The sequence below is a fragment of the Monashia sp. NPDC004114 genome (assembly GCF_053603855.1).
In genome coordinates this window covers 38,809-61,722 of the sequence record NZ_JBSGGK010000022.1, presented here as the reverse complement: position 1 = coordinate 61,722, position 22,914 = coordinate 38,809, and the positions used below count along the sequence as shown (strand labels likewise).

17 protein-coding genes and 2 tRNA genes are annotated in these 22,914 nt (G+C 69.2%); 12 read left to right on the top strand and 7 right to left on the bottom strand.

Going from position 1 to position 22,914, the window contains the following annotated elements:
• Positions 1-40: 40 nt before the first annotated feature.
• Complete coding sequence (locus ACWEOW_RS21825) at positions 41-2,275, top strand: MMPL family transporter (protein ID WP_452271346.1); 2,235 nt, start codon at positions 41-43, stop codon at positions 2,273-2,275.
• A 73-nt stretch (positions 2,276-2,348) separates the two neighbouring features.
• On the opposite strand, the gene ACWEOW_RS21820 is transcribed toward ACWEOW_RS21825, so the two are convergent.
• Positions 2,349-2,422, bottom strand: a tRNA-Gly gene (locus ACWEOW_RS21820).
• 167 nt (positions 2,423-2,589) lie between these two features.
• Positions 2,590-3,021, bottom strand: a complete 432-nt coding sequence (locus ACWEOW_RS21815; protein ID WP_452271345.1) for a RidA family protein — start codon at positions 3,019-3,021, stop codon at positions 2,590-2,592.
• 123 nt (positions 3,022-3,144) lie between these two features.
• Between ACWEOW_RS21815 and ACWEOW_RS21810 the strand changes: the two genes are divergently transcribed.
• The 7 genes from ACWEOW_RS21810 to ACWEOW_RS21780 all read left to right on the top strand — a co-directional run bounded on the left by ACWEOW_RS21810 (position 3,145) and on the right by ACWEOW_RS21780 (position 10,936).
• Positions 3,145-4,056 carry a fumarylacetoacetate hydrolase family protein gene (locus ACWEOW_RS21810; protein WP_452271344.1) on the top strand — a complete coding sequence of 304 codons (912 nt, stop codon included), beginning with the start codon at positions 3,145-3,147 and terminating at the stop codon, positions 4,054-4,056.
• An 81-nt stretch (positions 4,057-4,137) separates the two neighbouring features.
• On the top strand, positions 4,138-4,623 hold the full coding sequence (locus ACWEOW_RS21805; RefSeq protein WP_452271343.1) for a cupin domain-containing protein: 486 nt from the start codon (positions 4,138-4,140) through the stop codon (positions 4,621-4,623).
• Complete coding sequence (locus ACWEOW_RS21800; RefSeq protein ID WP_452271342.1) at positions 4,620-5,540, top strand: acyl-CoA thioesterase; 921 nt, start codon at positions 4,620-4,622, stop codon at positions 5,538-5,540. Before ACWEOW_RS21805 ends, ACWEOW_RS21800 begins: the two co-directional genes overlap by 4 nt.
• On the top strand, positions 5,537-7,201 hold the full coding sequence (locus ACWEOW_RS21795; RefSeq protein WP_452271341.1) for an AMP-binding protein: 1,665 nt from the start codon (positions 5,537-5,539) through the stop codon (positions 7,199-7,201). The genes ACWEOW_RS21800 and ACWEOW_RS21795 overlap by 4 nt, the downstream gene beginning before the upstream one ends.
• Positions 7,198-9,582 carry a bifunctional salicylyl-CoA 5-hydroxylase/oxidoreductase gene (locus ACWEOW_RS21790; protein WP_452271340.1) on the top strand — a complete coding sequence of 795 codons (2,385 nt, stop codon included), beginning with the start codon at positions 7,198-7,200 and terminating at the stop codon, positions 9,580-9,582. Before ACWEOW_RS21795 ends, ACWEOW_RS21790 begins: the two co-directional genes overlap by 4 nt.
• Positions 9,579-10,073 (top strand): acyl-CoA thioesterase, encoded by a 495-nt coding sequence (locus tag ACWEOW_RS21785; protein ID WP_452271339.1) that lies wholly within the window; start codon positions 9,579-9,581, stop codon positions 10,071-10,073. The genes ACWEOW_RS21790 and ACWEOW_RS21785 overlap by 4 nt, the downstream gene beginning before the upstream one ends.
• Positions 10,073-10,936: a PaaX family transcriptional regulator gene (locus ACWEOW_RS21780; RefSeq protein ID WP_452271338.1), complete on the top strand. Its 864-nt coding sequence runs from the start codon at positions 10,073-10,075 to the stop codon at positions 10,934-10,936. The genes ACWEOW_RS21785 and ACWEOW_RS21780 overlap by 1 nt, the downstream gene beginning before the upstream one ends.
• Here ACWEOW_RS21780 and ACWEOW_RS21775 read toward each other — a convergent pair.
• Positions 10,924-12,555: a CapA family protein gene (locus ACWEOW_RS21775; RefSeq protein WP_452271337.1), complete on the bottom strand. Its 1,632-nt coding sequence runs from the start codon at positions 12,553-12,555 to the stop codon at positions 10,924-10,926. The genes ACWEOW_RS21780 and ACWEOW_RS21775 overlap by 13 nt on opposite strands.
• A gap of 164 nt (positions 12,556-12,719) precedes the next feature.
• Between ACWEOW_RS21775 and ACWEOW_RS21770 the strand changes: the two genes are divergently transcribed.
• The gene (locus tag ACWEOW_RS21770) at positions 12,720-14,999 is read left to right on the top strand and encodes an FG-GAP-like repeat-containing protein (protein ID WP_452271336.1); all 2,280 of its coding nucleotides are present in this window, start codon (positions 12,720-12,722) and stop codon (positions 14,997-14,999) included.
• Positions 15,000-15,122: 123 nt separating this feature from the next.
• On the opposite strand, the gene ACWEOW_RS21765 is transcribed toward ACWEOW_RS21770, so the two are convergent.
• Positions 15,123-18,011, bottom strand: a complete 2,889-nt coding sequence (locus tag ACWEOW_RS21765; protein WP_452271335.1) for a hypothetical protein — start codon at positions 18,009-18,011, stop codon at positions 15,123-15,125.
• 677 nt (positions 18,012-18,688) lie between these two features.
• On the opposite strand from ACWEOW_RS21765, the gene ACWEOW_RS21760 reads away from it, so the two are divergent.
• The gene (locus ACWEOW_RS21760) at positions 18,689-19,570 is read left to right on the top strand and encodes a S1 family peptidase (RefSeq protein ID WP_452271334.1); all 882 of its coding nucleotides are present in this window, start codon (positions 18,689-18,691) and stop codon (positions 19,568-19,570) included.
• Between the two features lie 197 nt (positions 19,571-19,767).
• On the opposite strand, the gene ACWEOW_RS21755 is transcribed toward ACWEOW_RS21760, so the two are convergent.
• The 3 genes from ACWEOW_RS21755 to ACWEOW_RS21745 all read right to left on the bottom strand — a co-directional run bounded on the left by ACWEOW_RS21755 (position 19,768) and on the right by ACWEOW_RS21745 (position 21,403).
• Positions 19,768-20,508, bottom strand: coding sequence for a hypothetical protein (locus ACWEOW_RS21755; RefSeq protein WP_452271333.1), 741 nt, complete (start codon positions 20,506-20,508; stop codon positions 19,768-19,770).
• Between the two features lies 1 nt (position 20,509).
• Positions 20,510-21,094 carry an RNA polymerase sigma factor gene (locus ACWEOW_RS21750; protein WP_452271332.1) on the bottom strand — a complete coding sequence of 195 codons (585 nt, stop codon included), beginning with the start codon at positions 21,092-21,094 and terminating at the stop codon, positions 20,510-20,512.
• Positions 21,095-21,329: 235 nt separating this feature from the next.
• Positions 21,330-21,403: transfer RNA gene (locus tag ACWEOW_RS21745), tRNA-Gly, on the bottom strand.
• Between the two features lie 131 nt (positions 21,404-21,534).
• Between ACWEOW_RS21745 and ACWEOW_RS21740 the strand changes: the two genes are divergently transcribed.
• Positions 21,535-21,966 (top strand): hypothetical protein, encoded by a 432-nt coding sequence (locus tag ACWEOW_RS21740; protein WP_452271331.1) that lies wholly within the window; start codon positions 21,535-21,537, stop codon positions 21,964-21,966.
• A gap of 50 nt (positions 21,967-22,016) precedes the next feature.
• A complete protein-coding gene (locus ACWEOW_RS21735; protein WP_452271330.1) occupies positions 22,017-22,907 on the top strand; it encodes an SMP-30/gluconolactonase/LRE family protein in 891 nt (296 codons plus the stop codon).
• Positions 22,908-22,914: the final 7 nt, after the last annotated feature.

The window sequence follows — 22,914 nt, the reverse complement described above, 5'->3', positions numbered from 1 at the left end:
CGTTGTTCACCGACACGATCAAGCATCAGCGGAGGAAAGAATGTTCCAAGGCTTGGGCCGCCTCGTCACCCGCGGCCGCCACGTCATCGTCGTCGTGACGCTGCTCGTCGCCGTGGCCGCGGGCGCCTGGGGGACCGGTGTCTTCGGCTCCCTGACCAACAGCGGCTTCGACGACCCCAACAGCGAGAGCGGGCGGGCCGCCACGCTCCTCGAGTCGCGCATCGCGCGCACGTCTCCCGACCTCATCGTCCTTGTCAGCAACCCGGACCGCACGGTCCAGGACACGGCATACCGCTCGGCCGTGGACGCGGCGCTCTCGGCGCTGCCCGCCGAGGACGTCGTCGCCTCGCACACCTACTGGAACACCGGCAGCCCGGCCTTCGTCGCCGGTGACGGCCACACGACGTATGCCGCCGTCACCCTGACGGGGGTCGAGGCACTCACGGGGCAGGCGGCGTCGGTCGCGAAGCTCCGCTCGACGCTGGGCGACGCCGGCTACGACGTCAAGCTCGGCGGCTCCGCAGCGGCGAACCTCGAGATCTCCGACCAGGTCTCCTCCGACATCGGCAGGGCGGAGTCCATGTCGATGCCGATCCTGCTCCTGCTGCTCGTCGTCATCTTCGGCAGCGTCGTCGCGGCGTCGCTGCCCCTGATGGTGGGTGGTCTGGCGATCGTCGGGTCGTTCGCCGCCATCCGGGCGGTGACCTCGTTCACCGACGTCAGCATCTTCGCGATCAACCTCGTCACCATCCTCGGGCTCGGGCTGGCGATCGACTACGGGCTGCTCGTCGTCGGCAGGTTCCGTGAGGAGCTCGCGGCGGGCTATGACCGGTTCGAGGCGACCAAGCGCACGGTGTCGACGGCGGGACGCACTGTCGCGGTCTCGGCCCTGACCGTCGCGGTCGCCCTCTCAGGACTGTTGCTGTTCCCCCTGACCTTCCTGAGGTCGATGGGGATCGGCGGGATCGCCGCGGTGCTGATCGCCGCCGTGGCTGCGGTCGTCGTGCTGCCTGCGGTCCTCGCGATGCTGGGGTCTCGGGTCGACCGGTGGTCGCTGCGGCGGTCCCGGCCGGTCGAGCGCGGCACGGGCTTCTGGTCGCGCCTCGCCGAGCTCGTCATGCGCCGGCCGGTCGCGTTCCTCACTGCCGGGCTGGCGATCCTGGCCCTCCTCGCCGTACCGTTCCTCGGGGTCAAGTTCGGCGGCGTCGACGAGCGGGTGCTGCCGGCAGACGCGGAGACCCGGCAGGTCAGCCAGGTCATGCAGCGCGACTTCGGAGTGACGGTCACGGACCCGATCGTCGTGGCTGCGACGCTCGACGCGCCGGTCTCGTCGGCAGCTGGCCAGGCCACGCTGGCCAGGTACCTCTCGGACGTCAAGGCGGTCGACGGCGTGACCGGCGCGCACGTCGTCGGCGCGAAGGGCAACCTCGCGCAGGTCGCGGTGACCTACCGTGGCGAACCTCTCGACGACCAGGCGAAGGACGTCGTGACCACGATCCGGGGCATGCAGGTCGACGGGGTGCAGACGCTCGTCGCCGGGCCAACCGCCCAGCTCATCGACCGCCTCGCGTCGATCGGCGACACCCTGCTGCTCATGGCCCTTGTCATCGCCGGCGCGACATTCGTGCTGCTCTTCCTCGCGTTCGGGTCGGTGCTCATGCCGGTCAAGGCGATCCTGCTCAACCTCGTGACGCTCGCCGCGACCCTCGGCGTGGTGACCTGGGTGTTTCAGGAGGGTCACCTGTCCTCGTGGCTCGGCTTCGAGTCGACGGGCTTCGTCGAGGCCACGCAACCCATCCTCGTGATGACCCTGGTCTTCGGTCTGTCCATGGACTACGAGGTGTTCCTGCTCTCGCGGATCCGGGAGCAGTACGACCGCACCGGAGACAACCGCGCGGCGGTCGCCACCGGGATGCAGCGGACGGGCCGGATCATCACCTCTGCCGCCCTGCTCATCCTCGTGGTCATCGGCGCCTTCTCGGCCTCGTCGATCACCTTCATCAAGCTCATCGGCATCGCGATGATCACCGCGATCGTGCTCGATGCGCTGCTCGTCCGGATGGTCGTCGTGCCCGCGACGATGCGCCTTCTCGGCGACGCCAACTGGTGGCTGCCCCGGCCGCTCGCCCGGCTGTACGGCCGGTTCGGGATCCGCGAGGGCGGCGGCTCGAGCGTTGAGCCCTCGACCGAGGGGTCCGGCTCGGACGGCGCCGCGGCGCCTGACGGACCTGCATCGGCTCCAGGGACGCGGGTCCGGCCGGTCCCCGCGAGCTGACGGACGGCATACCCACGCGGGGTGCTCAGGGGAACGCGAAGGGCCCGGTCGTTGGTGACCGGGCCCTTCGGCTTGGAGCAGGCGGCACGAGTTGCACGTGCGTCTTCCTTCTGGAAGAAGGCTGTTCTGCTGCTGAACTACACCTGCGTGCCCGGCAAGGTTAGCGGATGTGCGCTCCATCGCCGAATCGAGTGTGCGGGCGCCCGCCGAGGTCTGCCGACGGTCTGGAGGAAGGCCTGCAGGAAGGTCTGCAGGAAGGTCTGCGCCGGACGGGGGAGAACACCACCAGAAAGTGCAGACCTTCCTGCGTTGCTTCAGGCTCCGGGGCGGACGAGGCGGTCGTCCGGGATGACAGCGACGCCGAGGATCTCGATCATCGCCTCGGGCTGCCAGAGCCCCGTCGTGCCGATCCCGGCCATCGCCGGATAGACCGGGCCGGCCAGCTCGCGCCACACCTGCCCGATCTCCGAGCCGTGAGCCTGATAGTTGGGGATGTCCGTCAGGTAGATGGTGATGCTGACGAGGTCCGCCGGCACGCCTCCCGCCTCGGCCAGGGTGGCGAGGACGTTCGAGAAGGCCTGGCGGAACTGCTCGACGATGCCACCCGGCACGATCCGCATGTCCGCATCGAGCGCCGTCTGCCCGCCGAGGTGGAGCGTGTTGCCACTGAGGGTGCCGTGCGAGTAGCCGCGCGGCGCCGGCAACGACGCAGGGTTGACGGCGACAGGGGTCAGGTCGGCGGACATAGCAGGTGCTCCTCCGGGTCGGTCTGGCATGCCCTCAGCCTAGCGATCTATTGACAACATCTCAACGGTCGTTACGATTGAAGAATATCGAGCCTGGACGCAGACGTCCAAGAAGGAGCCGGGATGCGCTTTGCCACCGTCGCTGACCAGACGGGGACGACGACCGCCGCCGTCCTCGACGGAGAGACGTGGCGCGCCCTCCCTGCCCCGGACCTGTCAGCACTGCTCACCGCGGAGCCGGCGTCCGGCGCAGTGGAGCCGGCGTTCAGCGCCGGACGCCGGCTCCACAGGACCGGTATGCCGCTCGCCGAGATGGCTGCTCGCGCGGGCCGCGTCATCACGGACGCAACGCCCGTGCTCCCCCTTCCCGCGCCCGCGAAGGTGATCTGCTGCGGGCTCAACTATGCCGATCACATTCAGGAGACCGGGCGCGAGCTGCCCCGGTTCCCAACGCTTTTCGCGAAGTTCGCTGACACGCTCACCGGCCCCACCGACGACATCGTGCTCCCGCACGGACTTCAGGTCGACTGGGAGGCCGAGCTTGCGGTGGTCGTCGGCGCGCCGCTGCGCAACGCCGACCTGACGACCGCCGAGGCGGCGATCGCCGGGTACACGGTCGCCAACGACGTGAGCGTCCGCGACTGGCAGTACCGCACCCTCCAGTGGTTCCAGGGCAAGGCCTGGGACCGCTCAACGCCGGTCGGTCCCGTCGTCGTGACCCCCGACGAGGTCGACCCGGCGCAGGGTCTCGACGTCATCTGCCGGGTCGACGGTGAAGAGGTCCAGCGCGACTCCAGCGCCACACTCGTCTTCGACTCCGCCGCCCTGCTGGCCTACATCTCGACCTTCACGACGCTGCGCCCGGGTGACCTCGTCCTCACCGGCACACCGGGCGGCGTCGGCGTCGCTCGCGACCCGCAGCGGTTCCTCGAGGACGGCTCCGTCGTCGAGACCGAGATCAGCGGAATCGGCTTGTTGCGCAACACGATCCGACTCACAGGCGACGCCACCGCCAAGACCGCCGGCACCCCCTGACCCTCGCCCAACCAGCCCAACCTGCCCCGCCAGCCCAACCGAGCCAACCGCCCTCGACCATCACCAGCACCAGGAGCCAGCATGGAACCGGACCTCAGCAAGTACGTCCTCGACGGTGACAACACGATGTATGCCGCCCCGAGCGGGCTCGTCGTCCCCTTCGTCACGCGGGCGGGCCTCGAGCCGGGCGACACCGGACAGTCCGCGGGCGCGACGCGCATCTCCGGGGTGAGCATCCAGCACACGCCCGCGACGCGGCTCTGGTTCGGCAAGGTGAGCAACGAGGCGGGCTACCGGTCCGTGCCGCACCACCACGGGGAGGCCGAGACCGGCGGCTACGTCCTGTCGGGCCGCGCCCGGATCTACTTCGGCGAGAGCTTTGCCGACTACATCGACATGGAGGAGGGCGACTGGGTCTTCGTCCCGCCCTTCCTGCCGCACGTCGAGTGCAACATCGACCGCAACCGGCCGCTGACCTGGATGACCACCCGCACGCCCGAGAACATCGTCGTCAACCTGCCGCAGGTCGACGACGCGGACCTGCCCCACTGGCTGGACCGGCCATGACGGTCGCCACTGTTCCGACATCCGCGCTCTTCACGGCGGCCGTGACCCTCACGCCGGTCGAGCCGGAGCATCACGACCTCGCCTTCACCGCGACGACCCAGCAGTGCCCGTGGCCGAAGGCCTACGGCGGCGACCCGGTCGCGCAGGCCGCGGTCGCCGCCATCCGCTCGGTGACCGACGGCAAGACGTTGCACTCCATGCACTCGTACTTCCTTCGCCCCATCGACATCGGCGCCGAGGTGCGCTACGAGGTCGAGGTCCTGCGCGACGGCCGGGGGTACAGCACGAGACACGTGCGCGCGTTCCAGAACGGCAAGCCCGTGTACGTCTGTCTCGCGAACTTCGCGGCCGGCGAGCCAGGAGGGTCGTATGCCGTGCAGCTGCCTTCCGACCTACCGCGCCCTGACGACCTGCCGAGCAGTGCGGCATACCTCGACGGCCGCTCCGGCGGCACGATGACCGAGGAGTCGAAGGCGTACTGGAGCGGCGGACGCAGCTTCGACATGCGGCATGTCCCGGGCCCGGTCTACCTCACGGTCGACGGGCACCGCCTGCCCCAGCAGGCAGTCTGGCTCAAGCCGTTCGACACGCTGCGCCAGGTCGAGGGCCTCAGCGACGAGGGCCGCGACCAAGCCGCGCTCGCGTATGTCTGCGACTACACGATCCTCGAGCCGGTGCTGCGTGTCCTGGGCCTGGCGTGGGCCGACCCGGGCCTCGTCACTGCGAGCCTCGACCATGCGATGTGGTTCCACCGGACCGGGAGCGCCGACGGGTGGGTCCTCTACACCCAGGAGGCGGAGGCGGCCGAGAACGGTCGCGGGCTGGCCACTGGCCGGCTCTTCGGCGCCGACGGCTCCCATCTGGCCACCGTCGCCCAGGAGGGCATGATCCGATCCGCCCAGGGAGGGCAGTCATGAGCACGCTTGCACCCGCGCTGACCCCGTCGGCACACGTCGACACCTTCGCGCGCGACCACCTGCCGCCTACGGACCAGTGGCCGATCTTGGAGTTCACGACCGAGGCGCTGCAGTACCCCGACCGTCTCAACGCGGCGACCGCCCTCATCGATGACCAGGTGGCGCGTCACGGTGCCGACCGGCCCGCCCTGCGGACGCCTGACGGCACGACGTGGACCTACGGCGGGCTGCTGCAACGGGCGAACCAGGTGGCCCAGGTCCTGGTCGAGGACCTGGGCGTGGTCCCGGGCAACCGGGTGCTGCTGCGGGCGCCGAACAACCCGTGGACGGTCGCGGCGTGGCTCGGCATCCTCAAGGCAGGCGGGATCGTCACCGCGACCTTCTCCGCGCTGCGCGCTCGCGAGCTGGCTCCGATCGTGGCCAAGTGCGACCCGACGGTCGCACTCGTCGACCACCGGTCGCTGGCCGACGTGGAGAACGTGCGCGACGAGTCCGCCCCGGACCTGCGTGTCGTGACGATCGGGTCCGGCGAGGACAACGACCTCGTGGCCCTCGCGTCGGCAAAGTCGGGGGAGTTCAGCAACGTGGAGACCGCGGCCGACGACGTGGCGCTCTTCGGCCCGACGTCCGGGAGCACGGGAGTCCCCAAGATCACGACGCACTTCCACCGCGACATCCTGTCGATCGAGAACACCTTCGGCCGCAACGTGCTTCGGCTCCAGCCCGACGATGTCGTCGCCTGCTCCGCGCCCTTCGCCTTCACGTTCGGGCTGGGCATGCTCGTCGTGTTCCCGCTGCTCGCGGGCGCGTCCTCGCTGCTCACCGAGCAGGCCACCCCGGACGCTCTGGCCGACCTCGTCGCCGAGCACGGCGTCACCGTCCTCGCGACCGCGCCCACGGCATACAAGCGGATCGTCGCGGTCGGCAAGGCGACGCAGCTGCGCGGGCTCCGTTCGGCCGTGAGCGCGGGTGAGCACATCTCCGAGCAGACCTGGCAGCAGCTGCGTGACGAGATCGGCCTCGACGTCATCGACGGGATCGGCGCCACCGAGCTGCTGCACATCTTCATCTCCGCCGCCGGCCCCGACATCCGGCCCGGTGCGACGGGCAAGCCCGTCCCCGGCTACCGCGCGACCATCCTCGACGAGTCCGGCGCCGAGGTGCCGCCGGGCGTCGAGGGCCGGCTCGCCGTGATCGGACCGGTCGGCTGCCGCTACCTCGACGACGAGCGCCAGCTCGACTATGTCGTCGGCGGCTGGAACGTCACCGGTGACACGTTCGTCCGCGACGAGGACGGCTACTTCTACTACCGCGCGCGGACCGACAACATGATCCTCTCCTCGGGCTACAACATCGCAGCCCCGGAGGTCGAGGCCGCGATCGACCGTCACCCCGACGTCGCCGAGTGCGCCGTCGTGGCGCGACCCGATGCCGACCGCGGCTCCGTGGTGTGCGCCTTCATCGTGCTCAAGGACGGCGTCACCGGAGATGCCGCCAAGGCCAAGGAGATCCAGGACTTCGTCAAGCAGGAGATCGCGCCGTACAAGTACCCCCGGGACGTGCGCTTCACCGACTCCCTGCCACGGAACACCAGCGGCAAGCTCCAGCACTACCAGCTGCGTAGGCAGGTCGTGGCCGAGGTCGAGGCGGCCCAGCCGTGAGGATCGCGATCGCGGGCGGAGGCCCGGGCGGCCTGTACTTCGCCGCACTGATGAAGCAGCTCGACCCGGCCCATGAGGTGACGGTCTGGGAGCGAAACGCACCCGACGACACGTTCGGCTTCGGCGTCGTGTTCTCCGACGAGACCCTCGGCGGGATCGAGAGCGCGGACACCGAGATCTACGGCCGGATGGAGAGCGGGTTCGCGCGATGGACCGACATCGACGTCGACGTCGACCACCACGAGTTCACCATCGGCGGACAGGGATTCGCGGCGATGAGCCGCAAGGAGCTCCTCCAGATCCTCCAGCAGCGGGTGGCCCGGCTGGGCGTCACAGTGCACTACCGCACGGTCGCGCCGGACGTCGACGAGCTGCGTGACCACTATGACCTCGTCATCGCCGCCGACGGCCTCAACTCGGTGATCCGCACCGCCGGTGCAGAGGTCTTCCGGCCCACGCTCGACCGCCGGCACAACAAGTACATCTGGTTCGGCACCGACCTCGTCTTCGAAGCTTTCCAGTTCATCGTCCGCAACACCGAGTGGGGGACGATGCAGATCCATGGCTACCCGTACTCCGACGAGGGCTCCACCTTCATCGTCGAGATGCACGAGGATGTCTGGCGCCGTGCGGGATTCGACAAGACGGAGCACGACGTCTTCCCGCCTGGCGTCTCCGACGACTATGCCGTCGGGCGCATCAAGGAGATCTTCCGCGACGAGCTGAAGGGTCACCAGGTCCTGACCAACAACTCCAAGTGGCTCAGCTTCCACACCGTCCGCAACGAGCGGTGGCACAGTGGCAACGTCGTCCTGCTCGGCGACGCCGCCCACACCGCTCACTTCTCGATCGGCTCGGGCACCAAGCTCGCGATGGAGGACGCGCTGGCGCTCGCGGCCTGCCTCCACGAGCACGTGAGCGTCGAGAGTGCGCTCACGGCATACGAGACCGAGCGCCGCCCGGTCGTGGAGTCGACACAGCGTGCCGCCCAGGCGTCCCTCGAGTGGTTCGAGAACATCGGGATGTATGCCGGTCAGGACCCTGCGCAGTTCGTGTTCAACCTCCTGACGCGGTCTCGCCGGATCACCTTCGAGAACCTCAAGGAGCGCGACGAGGAGTTCGCCGCGCGGATGGAGGAGGAGTTCGCGCGCCAGCAGGGATCCGCGCTGGTCACCCCGGCGATGTTCCAGCCCACACGGATCGGCGCGCTGGAGCTCAAGAACCGGATCATCGTGTCGCCGATGGACATGTACTCCTCGGTCGACGGTGTCCCGGGCGAGTTCCACCTCGTCCACCTGGGCTCGAAGGCGCTCGGCGGTGCGGGCCTGGTCATGACCGAGATGACGTGCGTGTCCCCGGAAGGCAGGATCACGCTCGGCTGCCCGGGTCTGTGGAACGACCAGCAGCGGGACGCCTGGACCCACGTCGTCGACTTCGTGCACGGCCACAGCACCGCCAAGATCGGGCTGCAGCTGGGTCACTCGGGGCGAAAGGGCTCGACCAAGCTCATGTGGGAGGGCATGGACGAGCCCATGGACTCCGACAACTGGGACGTCATCGGCCCGTCGGCGCTGCCTTACGGCGACGGCTGTCACCTGCCGGGCGAGGCCAGCCGGGCCGACCTCGACAAGGTCGTCTCCGACTTCGTCGAGGCCGCGCGCCGGGGTGTCGACGCAGGCTTCGACCTCGTCGAGATCCACGCGGCGCACGGCTACCTCCTGTCCTCCTTCCTGTCGCCCGTGTCCAACCAGCGCACCGACGAGTACGGCGGCAGCCTGGCGAACCGGCTCCGCTTCCCGCTCGAGGTGTTCGACGCCGTCCGCAAGGTCGTGCCGACGAATATCCCTGTGACAGTGCGCATCTCGGCGACCGACTGGGTGCCCGACGGCAACACCGCGGACGACGCCGTCGAGATCGCCCGATCGTTCATCGCCCACGGCGCGGCCGCGATCGACGTCTCGACCGGCCAGGTGACCAAGGACGAGCAGCCTGCTTTCGGACGGTCATACCAGACGCCTTTCGCCGACCGGATCAGGCACGAGGTGGCTGCCGAGGCCGGCGCGGCGGTGATCGCGGTCGGCGCCATCTCGTCCTACGACGACGTGAACTCGATCCTGCTGGCCGGTCGCGCCGACCTGTGCGCGCTCGGGCGCACGCACCTGTACAACCCGAACTGGACGCTTCATGCGGCGGCGGAGCAGGAGTACCGCGGCGACGCGGCCGAGTGGCCGGTCCAGTGGCAGGCGGGCCGACGGCGGCCGCCGACATCGCGCACCGAGAAGATCCCGCCGCGCCTCTCCCTGCTGCGTGAAGGGGCGGCCGACCGGGTGCACGTGCGCTGGCAGCCGCACCGCGACGCGATGAACACGGTGGCGGTATGAGCGCCGTCGCGGCCGGCGAGGCTGGGACCGGCCGCTCAGCCGTGGTGGCGACCGGCGTGTTCCGCACGCTGGTCCAGTGGATCGACACCGACGCCTCGGGCATCTACCACAACACGACCGTCGCGCGGTTCGTCGAGTCGGCGGAGGCGGCGCTGTTCGCCGAGCGAGGCATCGACGGCTACTTCCCGGTGGCACCACGGGTGCGCTACGAGGCGAGCTTCGACGCGCCCCTTCGTTTCGGGCAGGAGGCGACGGCCGTCGTTGAGCTCGTCGACCTCGGCGAGCGCTCGATGACCTTCCACTTCGAGATCTGGGGTGAGCCGTTCCAGGGCCGGCCACGGGTGCGCGCGGCGCACGGCCGCTACGTCACCGTGCAGGTCACCGGACAGCCCACCGACGAGATCCGCAGCGCCCCCTGGCCGGCTGCGTGGGTGTCGGCGCTCACGGACAGGGGCGAGGAGCTCTTCCCGGATCCGGCACAATCACCCTGATGAGCGACCACCACGACGACGAGACCGCCGCGCCTGCACAGCGGTCGCGCACCGTCGTGGTCAGCTTCCTCGGCGCCATCGTGCGCCCGATGGGCAGCTGGATGCCGATCGGTGGCACCGTCGACCTTGTCACCCAGCTCGGCCTCGATGCCCCCAGCGTCCGCACGGCGGTGTTCCGGCTCACCCGCCGAGGGTGGCTGGAGTCGGAGGTCCGGGACGGCATACGGGGGTATGCACTGACGCCGACCGCACTGTCGGCGTTGAACGCCGGCGACGAGATCGTCTGGCACGCAAGGCAGCCCGCTGAACTCAGCGACGGATGGTGCATCGTCACGTTCTCGGTGCCGGAGTCCGCCCGCACCAAGCGCCACCAGCTGCGGTCGCACCTGAGCTCGCTGGGCTTCGGCAACGCCGGCGCCGGCGTGTGGATCGCCCCCGCGCGGATGCGGGATGCCGCGGTGCAGGCGATCGACGAGCTGGGTCTAACGGAGCGGTGCGCCCTGTTCGTCGGCGACTACGCCGGCGGCCAGGACCTCACGCAGCTGCTCTCGGAGAGCTGGGACCTGGACGACATCGACGCCCGGTACCGCGAGTTCATCGCGCGTCACTCGACCATCCGCGCCACGCTGGACAACGGCGACGGAGTCGACGCCGCACTGGCCTTCGTCACGTACCTCGGGCTCATCGACGAGTGGCGACGCCTCCCGTTCCGCGACCCCGGGCTGCCGCCCGAGGTGCTGCCGGCCGACTGGGCGGCGCCGGCCGCGGGCGCGCTCTTCGAGCAGCTCGTCGACCTCCTCGGGGAGCCGGCGCTGACCTATGCCGCCGGGTACTGGCCGGCGGGTGCGCGTCAGGGCGTGTAGTCGAGCGTCGAGTACTTGTAGGTGCGCTGGAGCACGTACCGGCCGTCGCCCTGCGGGTCGAGCAGCGCAGGCCGGGCTTGCTGGATCATGACGGTCGGGCGCAGCCGGACGTTGACGAGCTTCGTGCCGCTGAACGTCAGGTCGAGGATCAGACCCTCCTGCGTCTCCTGCCACCAGTCCTGCCCGAACAGGTAGTTGCCCGGGCTGACGAGGACCGAGCTGACGCCTCCGGACCGCTTCCTCAGCAGCAGCGGCCCGGCGACGTGCGTGCCGGACCCGATGACGTGGTCGCAGCCTGCCTCGTCGAACCAGCGAAGCTGCTTGCGCTGCAACGGCCAGAGGTCGTCGTGGTACTCGGCGCCGCCCCACCACTGCGGGTTGCAGATGACGAGGTCCGCGCCGCCCTGCTTGGCCCGGCGCACTCCCTCGACGACGTTCGCCCGCGTGATCCATGGGACGCCCGGCGTGTTCGCATCGGCCCTAGCGACCCCGGCGACGTCGTTGAACGCGACGAAGCCGACCTTGAGCCCGGCGACGTCGGCGTATGCCGGCACGAGGGCCTCGTCGAGGTCCATGCCGAGGCCGGTGCGCCTGACCTTGTAGGCGTCCATGAGCCTGAGGGTCGACCGGATCCCCGCAACTCCCTTGTCGCTCATGTGGTTCGCGGCCAGATAGACGATGTCGAGACCGAGGGTGTCTCGCCACCGTGGGAGCACCGCCTCGGGGACGCTGAAGACAAGCGTGTGGCCGAGCTGCGGCTTCCACGTGGCGTTGGGGACGATCGGGCACTCATGGTCGGCGATCGCGACGTCGGACCTCTTGACCACCTTCGCGGCGGCACCGTCGTTGCCGGTGTCGACGGGGCGGACCGACTGGTACGGCCTGTCGTCGGGCGGGTCGACGGGTGCCGGCGCGGCATACCTGGCCGTCCCCCCGCCGAAGACCCAGTCCCAGCCCTTGCCGCGAGCGACCGCCTGCTCGGCGGCGCCGCGGTCGGAACAAAGGCTCCCGAGGTTCGTCATCGTCCAGACCTTCGAGGGGTCGTATGCCGTCCAGGCCGGGTCGAGCGCCGCGTTCGCAGGCGCCGCGGTGCCGGTGATCGGGTAGGGCAGCGCCCGGGCCTCGGCATCGCCGAAGAGGTCAGGCCCGAACATCCCGAACGGCCCGGATCCCTTGATGGACAAGACCTTCGTCGCGGGCTCGACCAACCCCGTCGGCAGGAGCGCGACCCGCTTCTGGTCGTTCTCGAGCGCTGCTGCGATCCGGTCCGCTGGGACGCAGCTGCCGGAGCTGATCATGGCCGGCTGCGTCACCAGGATGCTGCAGGGCATGAGCAGCTGCCCGCGCTCGGCGAGCTGCTGGACCTCCGTCGGAGTCACGGTGGCCCTGAGGTTGGTGAGGCCTGTGACGACGGCGAGCGGGAACGTCGTTTCCGGGGTGGACGGCGCGGTCGTCCCGGTGCCGGTGGGCGTTCCGCTCGGGCCTGTGGCTGGCGCGGTCGATGTCGCGGACGGGGGGAGAGTGCCCCTCGGGGGCGGGCTCGGGCTGGTGCACGCGGCGACCAGGGCGACGCCGACGACACCGACGGCCCCGACCCAGGTGGCGCGACGGAGACTCACCGATGACCGCCCTGTGTCACCTCGGGCACTGGCGCGTGCGTCCGTCCTCACAACGGCATACAAACATCGCTGTATGCCGCTGGGCGGTTTTTGTCGCGGATCTGTCACTGTGTCGTAGCCAAGCCCTATGCTGCGCTGGTTCCGAACGTCCGACAGGGGGACCCGTGTTCACGTACGCCCGTGCCCGCGCCAGGCTGGCCGTCCTTCTCACGCTCGGACTCGCGGCCACCACCGTCGCACTCGCCGCGCCCGCCGCATCGGCCGCCGACGTCGCGCCACGGCTCGACTCCATCTCGTTCACCTCGCCGGCCGCAGTGACACCAGGGGATGCGGTCACGATCTCCTACTCGGCTACGGCATCGACGACCGTGTCGATCGTGGCATCCTTCGTCGACGCTGCCGGGCGCCGCACCGAGTGGGACTTCGGTCGCGAGCTGCCGTTGACGGGCCAGGCGTCGACGGCTGTGCCCGACGGGCTGGCCAACGTCTCCACCAAGCTGACCGTCCTGACCATCACGGATGCATCGGGCAACCGCACGACGTACTGGCCGAGCTCGATGACCTGCGTGCCCGAGTGCCCCGGCGCGGTGCACGGGCTCTCTTTCGACGTCTCGCTGGCCATCACCGGTTCGACGCCGGACAACGACACGCCTTTCGTGACGTCCATCGCGCTCGCCACACCGACGGCCTTGGTCGGAGAGAGCGTGCGCCTCGACCTCGGCGTCGACGAGGCACATCCGCCGGTGGTGTTCCCGGAGTCGTCGGCTTCCGCCGTCTTCACCAACGGCCGCTACGGCTTCCAGCTACGGGGCCTCCCGACGGCATATGGGTCCCTGGTCGGTGTTGTGCCCTCGACGGTGCCTGATGGTTCGTACTGGCTGGAGTCGGTCGTGATCCAGGACCTGCCGGGTAACTCCGCGACGTACCGGGACACTGGTTCCGTCGTGCTGTCGCCGCCCGGGAGCGTGGGCCCGACCACGCACACCTTGCCGTTCAAGACGACGACGGTCACGGTGACGGGCTCGCCTCTGGACCTCAGCTCGCCCGTCCTGTCCAGCATCGCCGTTCCGAAGAAGCTCCTCGTCAGCGGCGCAGCCGCAACGATCGCGTATGAGGTGTCCGAGCCCGACCTCGACAGCATCACCATCCGGTACGACTCGTCAGCCAGCTGGCAGAGCCCGTTCGCTTGGGACCTCGTGGCCAAGCCCACGAGCACCGGGGTCGCCTCAGGCGTGGTGCCGCAGGTCAGCACCGGCAGGTGGACCGTCGGCGAGGTGACTCTCATCGACAAGGCGGGCAACTACAGCGTGTATCAGCGTGGCGGCGCTCTCCACTGCAACCGGACCTGTCCGTCCACGCACACGTTCGACCTTGCCGCGCTCGACGTCGACGTCGCCGCTGCGCCGACGGCGCCTTCCTATGCCGGCGCGATCCCGCACAGCGGATCGGCGCGGGTGGAGTGGAACCCTCCGGACGACCTCGGCAACAGCCCGCTCACGGGCTACGCGATCACCGTGTCGCCCGGCGGCAAGTCCTACACGGCCAGTGCCGGCGCGATGACCATCACCATCCCCGGTCTGACCAACAACACGGCGTACAGCTTCTCCGTCCGCGCGCGGAACGGGGTGGGCCTCGGCCCGGCACGCGTAGCGAAGGCGACACCGCGTGCGGTGCAGCGGCTCTTCATCACCGGCGACGTCAGCAACGACGGCCGGGCCGACATCGTCGGGGTGACCCGGAGCAACGTCGCCTACATCTACCGCGGCAACGGCGTCGGCGGCATCTCCGGCGGCACCAAGGTCAGGTCCGGCCTGGGCGAGCTGCGCGCCCTGCTGCCCGCGCTGGCCAAGCCGACCGAGGACTTCTTCGGCGGCAACGTTCTTTCGGTCTCCTACACCGGATGGGACGAGTCGTGGTGGGCTTACAACGGCAACCGCCTCATTGGCATGAACTCGATCCTGCCGTCGAAGTTCAACACCTACCGGCACATCGTCACGCCGGGTGACTTCAACGGAAACGCCAAGGCCGACGTGCTGACCATCACCGACGCCGGTGACATGTACCTGTGGTCCAACAAGGACTGGACGCACTTCTACGCGCCGAAGAAGATCGGCAGCGGCTGGCAGACCTTCAGCAGCGTCGTGGGCGTCGGGGACCTCGACGCTGACCGCCGCAACGACCTCGTCGCCCGCAAGACGGACGGCACGCTCTGGCTCTATGCCGGCAACGGAGCCGGGGGCTTCCGCTACAGGAAGCAGATCGGCACCAGCAAGGGCTGGAATGCGTTCACGCAGCTCGCGGGCATGGGCGACTTCACCGGCGACCGGCGCAACGACCTGCTCGCTCTGGCCCCGAACGGCTACCTCTACGTCTACAAAGGCAACGGCACGGGCGGCCTGTCCACCCGAGTCCTCGTCTCGAGGGGCTTCGGCAGCTTCGTCTGAGCCTTCATGACCGCCTTTGAGTCTGCACCGGCGCATCGACCGGGCCGGCCGTATGCCGCGTGGTGTGGGGAGAGGTGTGCCACACGGCATACGGCTGCTCGGCACGCAGTGCCGGGAGTCAGGTCACGGGCTCGTGACCGTGCCTCCGTTGTCGATCGACAGCGTGAAGCTCTCGTCGCCGCACTTCCCGGTGATGCCGAGGTGCTTGGCGTCGCCCGAGTAGCTGACGAGCCACTTGTACTGAGACGAGGTGGCGCTGCTGATCGTGAACGAGCTGTTGTTGGTCACTGCCGATCCGGACAGGTTGAGCGGAACCGTCTCGGTGTAGACCGGTGCGGAGCCGGCTGCCGCGCACGTCTGGTTGCTCGGGTCGAACAACGAGAACGTGACGGTGCCCGACGGCGTGCCGCCCACCCCGGAGACGACGTTGACCGCGTCCTGCGGGCGCAGTGTCTGCGTGGTGGTCAGGCTGGCCGGACCCTTGTTGACCGTGCTGGACTCGTTGGGGTCACCGCAGGCTCCGGTCGCACCAGCGTTGTTGGTGTCCCCGCTGTAGACGGCGATCCAGTAGTACGTGCCGACCACGGTCGGGGTGTAGGCGTCGGACAAGTAGTCGTTGTTGCCGGTCACGTTCTTCACGCTCTGGGCCGCAACGATCTCGTTCTGGCAGGCGTTGTCGCTGAACAGGTGGAACGTGATCGTCCCGGTCGGGGCCACCCCACCCGTCAGGTGAGCGACGTCGGAGATGGTCGAGTCGATCGTCACCGACGGGGTTGCCGTGGTGCTGATCTGCGGGTGCGCCTGGTTGACGACGCTGACCTCACCGGAGTCGCCACAGCTGCCTGCTGCCGCTGCGTTGTTGGTGTCACCGCTGTAGGTGGCGATCCAGTAGTAGCTCCCCACCGTGGTCGGCGTGAAGCTCGCGCTCGTCGGGTAGTCGCCGTTGCCGTTGCTCACCGGAACGGTGTTGGTGAAGACCTCGGAGCCCGGCGTGCACTGGTTGGTCGGGTACAGCTTGAAGGTGATCGTGCCCGTCGGCGCCAGACCACCGGACAGCGTCGCGGTGTCGCTGAGCGAGGCGCCGATCGTGATGGACGGCGTCGCGTGGGTCGCGATGCCCGGGCCGATCTGGATGACGGTGCTGGCTTCGTTGAGGTCGCCGCACTTGCCGGTCGCGGACGTGTTCTTGGAGTCGCCGCTGTAGCTCGCGATCCAGTAGTACGTGCCGACGATGGTGGGGGTGAAGTTGCCCGACGAGTAGTCACCGTTGCCGTTCACCGGCTGCGAGGCGCTGAACACCTGGACGGTGCACTTGTTGTCGCTGTACAAGGTGAACGTAACGTTGCCCGTGGCGTCGGTCGTCGCGCCGGAGAGCGTCGCCACGTCGTGGACGGTGTTGCCCACCACGATCGAGTCGGTCGCGTGCGTGACGATCGTCGGGGTGAACGGGTTGACGACGCTGAGCTCACCGGAGTCCTTGCATGCTCCGCTGACGGCGTTGTTGTTGGCGTCGCCGCTGTAGGAGGCGATCCAGTAGAAGCTGCCCACGGCGGTCGTCGTGTAGCTGCCCGACGTGTAGCTTCCGTTGCCACTCACCGGCTGGGTGTTGGTGAAGACCTCTGAACCGGCTGTGCACTGGTTGGTCGGGTAGAGCTTGAACGTGATCGATCCGCCTGCACCGGACGAGGCGCCGGAGAGCGTCGCGGTGTCATGGACCGTCGTTCCGACATTCACCGGCGTCGTTGCCGACGTCACTATGCCTGGACTGTTCGTGAAGTGGTTCGTGTACGTGCAGGTGACGTTCTCGCCGCTGGCCAGGTTGATCGACACCTTCGCGGCGGCCTTGTCGATGGTGACCCCGGTCGCCGTGTCACACGTCAGGTTGTTGAGGTCCCAGCCGGCCGGGAGGGTGCCCTCGGTGACCGAGTAGGAGCCGGCGTTGAGCGGGATGAACTGCTTGGTGCCGCCGCTCTTGAGCCCGAAGTCGGACAGGCCGGTGCCGGTCGTGGTGTAGCTGAACGTCGTGTTGTCGCCCGCGGGTGCGTTCTGGGTGACCTTGTTGATCGTGATCGACCCGCAGTTGCTGATCGAGACGCCCACCGGCGCGATGAAGTCCTTGAGCTCGGCGGTGAACGATGACGACGAGCGGCTCTTGACGAACGCGCTGCCGAAGGCCTCGCACACGCCGGGCGGGAAGACGCCGGCCGCGGTCAGGTTGATGGCCGCCTCACCGAACAGCCCAGCGGTGAGGGTCCCGGGCTGGTTCGGCCCACCGAGCACGTTGTTCGAGCCGATGGTGTCGCTGATGCTGACCGAGTTCACGGCACCCTCGGAGTTCGCCCCCGAAAGGTTCACGTGCTTGCCCCAGCACGGCAGCGAGTTGGACGCGAAGCACTGGCTGGTCGAGCCCGTGGTCACCCACGTGTTGAGACCCAGCGTCGGGTTCCCCGAGCCGCTGAAGTCATAGGTGACGAGCAGGTCGCCGGCCGTACGGTTGATCGTGATCGGGCCCTGCGTGGAGCTGGTCCACCCGGCGGTCGGCTTCTGGTTGATCTCGAAGTCGAGGTTGGCGTTGCCGATGTTGACCAGCCGCTCCCACCCGAGGTAGAGCATGATGTCGCCGTTGGCGAGCTGCTCGTTCGCCTCGTAGAAGCGGCTGAGGTTGTTCTTGTTCGGCGGGATCGAGCCGTCGACGATGGTCGTCGAGGCCACATCCTCTTTGGCGCCGTTTCCGAAGGCGTTGTCCGCCTGCGAGTTGGCGATGTCAACGCCGAGGGCGCGCCCTGAGACGTTGTTCCAGTCGGTGTTGCCTGACGTGTTGACGACGAGGTTGCCGTCGTTGCCCTCGAAGGTGCTGCCCGGGAGGTTGGCGCTCGCCGACGTCGCGACGTAGCCGGTCAGGGCGAGCGTGGCGGCGGCCACCATGGCCGTGGTCCGTCGACGCAGCCGTGGCGCCTTCCCGTTCGGCCCGGGATCGGGCCGCCCTCGAGACATGAGCCATGAACCCTTCATGGTGTCTCCAATTGTTTGAACCGGTATCCCGGCCCCCGATCCGGTGCGGATCGTGCAGAGGCACTTTGCGGCCACGGCTGACATCGGCGCCTGACAGACGAATCCGGCACCCCGTCCAGCACGTCCCTCTATCAAGGTATGACCAGGGCGCGCGGGCCGTGGGAAAACGCAGAATCGGGCGGCATTTGCCCGTCAAGATCCACTCCGCACAAAGGGCCTGATGTGCCGTGACTGTGAGGCTTTGCCAGCCTCCTGGCCACAGTCGAATCGACTGCTATGCAAGGAGATCCAGATTCGTCGGCCTATATCCCGTCATCTGGCACTGAATGCCGAAGAGGGGGATACATTTGCGTTTCCCCAGGCTGCGGTCGGCACATTTTCAGGATGAGTTCAGCCTACTGTTCCCTAAACCCGAATTGTAGCCCTGTCGGCCATTCATCTCTGAGTTTTCTCACAGGCTCCGCGCACGACTGGGAGGATGCTGAGCGGTGCCCCGATGCGGACGAATGGACTGGCTTCCGTGTCTTGTGGCATCGCTCGTCGACTGTTTCAAGGTTCGCAATCGGCACTTCTGTGTCACAGTGGGCGACGGAGAGCCTGCCCCGCGTCGCCCGCGGTGCGCTTGCGGAGCCGACCCTCGACCGACCCAGCTCGTTCCACAGCCCCGAGGAGGATCCGTGTTGACACCATCGCTCCACCCCCGCCGCCTGTCCCGTAGAGCCACCCGGCTGCTCGCAGCCGGCGCTGGGCTCGCCGCAGCCTCGGCGCTGCTCCTGCCTGCTGCTGCCCCGGCGGCCCCAGGTGGTTCCACTGACAGCCAGCTGGCCGGCGTCAGCCAGGCGGTCAACAGGTCAGGCGTGCGCGGTATCGCCTGGTACACCGACTCGGCGACGCGACAGGTCGTCGTCACCGCAGACAGCACCGTCTCTGCCGCCGACGTCGCGACCCTGAAGAAGGCCGCGGGCACCAACGCAGCAGCGGTCCGGGTCGAGCGCGTAGCGGGCGCCTTCCGGCCGCTCGTGGCGGCCGGCGACGCGATCTACGGTGGTCGCTACCGCTGCTCACTCGGCTTCAATGTCGTCCAGGGCAGCACGTTCTACTTCCTCACCGCCGGCCACTGCGGCAAGGTCGCCAAGACGTGGTACACCAACGCAGGCCACACCACGCTGATCGGCCCCACGATCAACTACAGCTTCCCTGGCAACGACTACGCGCTGGTGCGCTACGACAACCTCTCCCTGTCGCACCCCGGTGGGTATGCCGTCGCCGACCCGTTCGTGGGCGAGTCCGTCCGACGCACCGGCTCGACGACCGGCACGCACTCCGGCACCGTGACCGCCCTGAACGTCACGGTCCGCTACCAGGGTGGCGGAACGGTCTCGGGTCTGATCCAGACCACGGTCTGCGCAGAGCCCGGCGACTCCGGTGGCCCGCTCTACGACGGCACCAAGGCGCTCGGTCTCACGTCCGGCGGCAGCGGGGACTGCACCTCTGGCGGCACCACGTTCTTCCAGCCCGTGCGGGAAGCCGCGAACGCCTACGGCGTCACCATCTACTGATCCACCATCACCCGGGTCGGTGCCTCCGGACGTTCGAGGCACCGACCCCCTGGCGACTGTCGTGCGGCGGGGAGTGTTCTTCTCGGCAGGACCACCGGCCCGCTAGGGACCCAGTGCGCCTCAGCGCAACCCAGCCGTATGCCGCAGGGAGGGACGAGGCGGCATACGGCTGGGTTCGGGGGGCTGGGAGGGGAGGTTCAGGGGCGACCGGTCGGGTGGGTCGCGGTGGGCGTCGGCACGGTCGCGGGCTTGCCGGGATCGGTGGGCGTGGGCAGCGTCGCCGGCTTGCCCGGGTCGGCGGGCTTGCCCGCGTCGGTCGGCGTGGGCAGGGTCGCGGGCTTGCCGGTCGGGTGGTCGCCCGACTTGCCGGGCGCGGTGACCGTCGCGCAGAAGGTCGCGACCTTGTCGGCGCCGCCGGCGGCCGTGGCGAGGTTCTTGAACGCGATCGCGCCTAGGGCTTCGCCGCTGCCGGCCTCGTGCGCTGCCCAGGCGGTGCACAGCCCGTGCGCCGCGGACCCCGTGGCATCGGGTCCGACCGGAGTGCCCGTCGGGGCGCCCGTGGGGGTGGCTGCCTGGTCCCCTGCGGCCGCGGCGCCCGCAGGCATGGTCGGGGTGGCGGCGACGGAGGAGTGGGCGTTCGGGGTCGCGGCAGGCTGGTGACGCGCGCTGACGGCGACGGCGGCGACGCCGCCGACACCGATGGTCGCTGCGGCGATCGTCGCCGCGAGCTTGGCACGGGTGAGGCTGGACAGCATGGAGGGTCTCCGTTGCGGGGTCGGGGAGAGGGCGTCGACCTGGGCGGCCCGGAACCCCACCAGCGCCGCGTCGAGACCGCTCAGCTCGTGCTCGGTCGCGGGCGCAGCAAGCAGCGCCGACAACCGCTCGATGGCCGGGTCGTCGTCGGCTGCCTGGGGCAGGTGGGGGATCTGGTCGCTCATGTCACCCTCGAAGCGCTCGGGAGTCTGCGGTTGTTACACCCGGTTCCGGGTCGGTCTGTGCGACCCAGGTGGCCAGCGTCTGCAGGCCACGGTGGCAGGCCACGCGGACGGCGCCCGGGGTGCGCCCGGTGACCGCGGCGACCTCCGCGACAGGCAGTCCGGCAACGATCCGCAGCAGCACCACCTCGGCCTGCAGGACGGGCAGCCGGCGAACCATCCGCAGCGCGTCCTCTGTCGAGGCCAGCTCGACGACGAGGTCCGCGCAGTCGGGAGTGTGGTCGGAGGCCCACGTGCTGGCGCGCCAGCCGAGCCCTGCCTCGCGGGCGCGCTTGCGGCCGATGTCGACGGCGCGACGGCGGGCGGTCGTGAATACCCAAGCACGCCAAGCCGGTTCATCCCCGACGAAGGCGCGCAGGCCCTTGACCACCGTCGCCCACGTCTCGGCGGCAACCTCCTCGGCGGCCTCGCCACCGAGGGACAGGTAGCGCAACAGCGGTGGGTTGAGGTCGCGCCACAGCTGTGCGAAGGCCGCCTCGTCCCCGGCCTGTGCCTCAGCGAGGACACGGTCGAAATCGGCGCCGATCACCGGGACAGTGTGCCCCCATTGCGCCACCCGCGCCACGTGAGATGACGCCGTGAGATGAGGCCTCGGCCGCGAACCGGCCACAACTGTCGACCAGTTGGAGGGTTGTCGCGGGCTTGGCCCGCTGGTCCAGCCCACACGCGACCAGGTGATCGACTGTGGTGCGCGCGAGGCGACGCGTGGGGAGCAAAGACGAAGCCGCTGGCCGGGAAACGGGTCCCGACCAGCGGCTTCGGCGTGGAGCGAGCGACGGGAATCGAACCCGCGTATCCAGCTTGGGAAGCTGGCGCTCTACCATTGAGCTACGCTCGCACGGGCCGCAGCCGAGGTCGCCACACACGATGTGGGGTGAGCCTGAGGCGGCACGCGGCGTCAGTGTAGCCGACGCCGAGCCATCGCCGATCACCGACCGACGAGAGTCGTCCCGAGGACCTCCACACGCCATGGACAACGACAAGCAGGCCGCCTTCATCGACCACGTCCGATCCCGAGGCGGGGCACAGTCGCAGGTGGCTGTGACCCTCGAGCAGTTCTTCGACGGCAACGACTGCGAGTGGTGCATCGCTCCGGACCGCGCCGATGACGTCCTGCTCGACGACGTCCGCCGAACCCTGCTGGACCTGCGTGAGCGCCCCGACGTCCACGATGTCCGCGTCGAGCTCGACCGCCTGGAGTTCCAGACCTACCCGGCGGACGAGTGGCCTTATGCCAGCGGGGTCGCGGTGATCACCACCCTCATGCCGCGCGAGGTCGACGGGATCATCGCCGCCGCGGAGCCCCAGCCCAGCGGAGGCCCGGCCCTGACGATCGAATGGCTGGTCGACGCACCGCAGATCCCCGAGGGACACCACTACGTCGGCGTCTGGTGGAGCTGACCCCAAGACACCACAGTGGTTCTGACAGTGGTTCTGACAGTGGAGCTGACATGACCGATGACAAGCCCGAAGACATCGCCGAGACCCGGCTCGTGGCCGAGCAGGTCACCGACCCGCTCTGCTACCACGGTGAGGGTCCGGTGTGGTCGCCGACCTGGGGCGGGCTGCGCTGGGTGGACCTGCTCGCCGGGGACGTGCTGAGCCTCGACCCGACGGGCCGAGTCGAGCGGATGCACGTCGGTGAGGTCGCCGCGTTCATCCGCCCGCGCAGCAACGGCGGGTGGATCGTCGGCACCGAGCGGGGTCTCGCGCGCGCGGACGACGTCGCCTCGATGCCGGAGCCCTGGCTCACGCTGTGGGACGACCCCGGCGTGCGCATGAACGAGGGCGGTATCGACCCGCTCGGCCGGCTCTACTGCGGCTCGATGGCCTACGACCGCACCCCGGGCGGGGCGCGGCTCTACCGCGTCGACCCCGACGGAACCGTCGAGGTCGTGCTGCCCGATGTGACCATCTCGAACGGGCTCGACTTCTCGCCCGACGGTCGGCTCGCCTACTACAACGACACCCCGGCCGGGACCGACATGTTCGATGTCGTCGACGGGGAGCTGGCGAACCAGCGCCCGTTCCACGGACCCGGCTCCCGTCCGGATGACGAAGGGAACCCGGACGGTCTCACGGTCGACAGTGCGGGCAACGTCTGGGTGGCGCTCAACGGAGCGGGCCGAGTGCGCTGCTACTCGCCGGCCGCGCAGGTCCTGGCCGACGTCGAGCTCCCGGTCCGCCTGGTCACCGCGTGCACGTTCGGAGACGAGGACCTGCGCACGCTCTACCTGACGACCTCGCGCGAGAACCTGGACGATCCCGAGCCCGAGGCCGGCGCCGTCTTCCGGGTGCGTGTCGACGTGCCCGGCCTACCGGTGCGCGAGTTCGCCGGCTGACCCGGCC

What these genes read in the sequence shown, in the direction of transcription:
- ACWEOW_RS21825 (WP_452271346.1), top strand. Translation starts at nt 41, where the DNA reads ATGTTCCAAGGCTTGGGCCGCCTCGTCACCCGCGGCCGCCACGTCATC.
- ACWEOW_RS21815 (WP_452271345.1), bottom strand. Translation starts at nt 3,021, where the DNA reads ATGTCCGCCGACCTGACCCCTGTCGCCGTCAACCCTGCGTCGTTGCCG.
- ACWEOW_RS21810 (WP_452271344.1), top strand. Translation starts at nt 3,145, where the DNA reads ATGCGCTTTGCCACCGTCGCTGACCAGACGGGGACGACGACCGCCGCC.
- ACWEOW_RS21805 (WP_452271343.1), top strand. Translation starts at nt 4,138, where the DNA reads ATGGAACCGGACCTCAGCAAGTACGTCCTCGACGGTGACAACACGATG.
- ACWEOW_RS21800 (WP_452271342.1), top strand. Translation starts at nt 4,620, where the DNA reads ATGACGGTCGCCACTGTTCCGACATCCGCGCTCTTCACGGCGGCCGTG.
- ACWEOW_RS21795 (WP_452271341.1), top strand. Translation starts at nt 5,537, where the DNA reads ATGAGCACGCTTGCACCCGCGCTGACCCCGTCGGCACACGTCGACACC.
- ACWEOW_RS21785 (WP_452271339.1), top strand. Translation starts at nt 9,579, where the DNA reads ATGAGCGCCGTCGCGGCCGGCGAGGCTGGGACCGGCCGCTCAGCCGTG.
- ACWEOW_RS21780 (WP_452271338.1), top strand. Translation starts at nt 10,073, where the DNA reads ATGAGCGACCACCACGACGACGAGACCGCCGCGCCTGCACAGCGGTCG.
- ACWEOW_RS21765 (WP_452271335.1), bottom strand. Translation starts at nt 18,011, where the DNA reads ATGAAGGGTTCATGGCTCATGTCTCGAGGGCGGCCCGATCCCGGGCCG.
- ACWEOW_RS21755 (WP_452271333.1), bottom strand. Translation starts at nt 20,508, where the DNA reads ATGAGCGACCAGATCCCCCACCTGCCCCAGGCAGCCGACGACGACCCG.
- ACWEOW_RS21740 (WP_452271331.1), top strand. Translation starts at nt 21,535, where the DNA reads ATGGACAACGACAAGCAGGCCGCCTTCATCGACCACGTCCGATCCCGA.
- ACWEOW_RS21735 (WP_452271330.1), top strand. Translation starts at nt 22,017, where the DNA reads ATGACCGATGACAAGCCCGAAGACATCGCCGAGACCCGGCTCGTGGCC.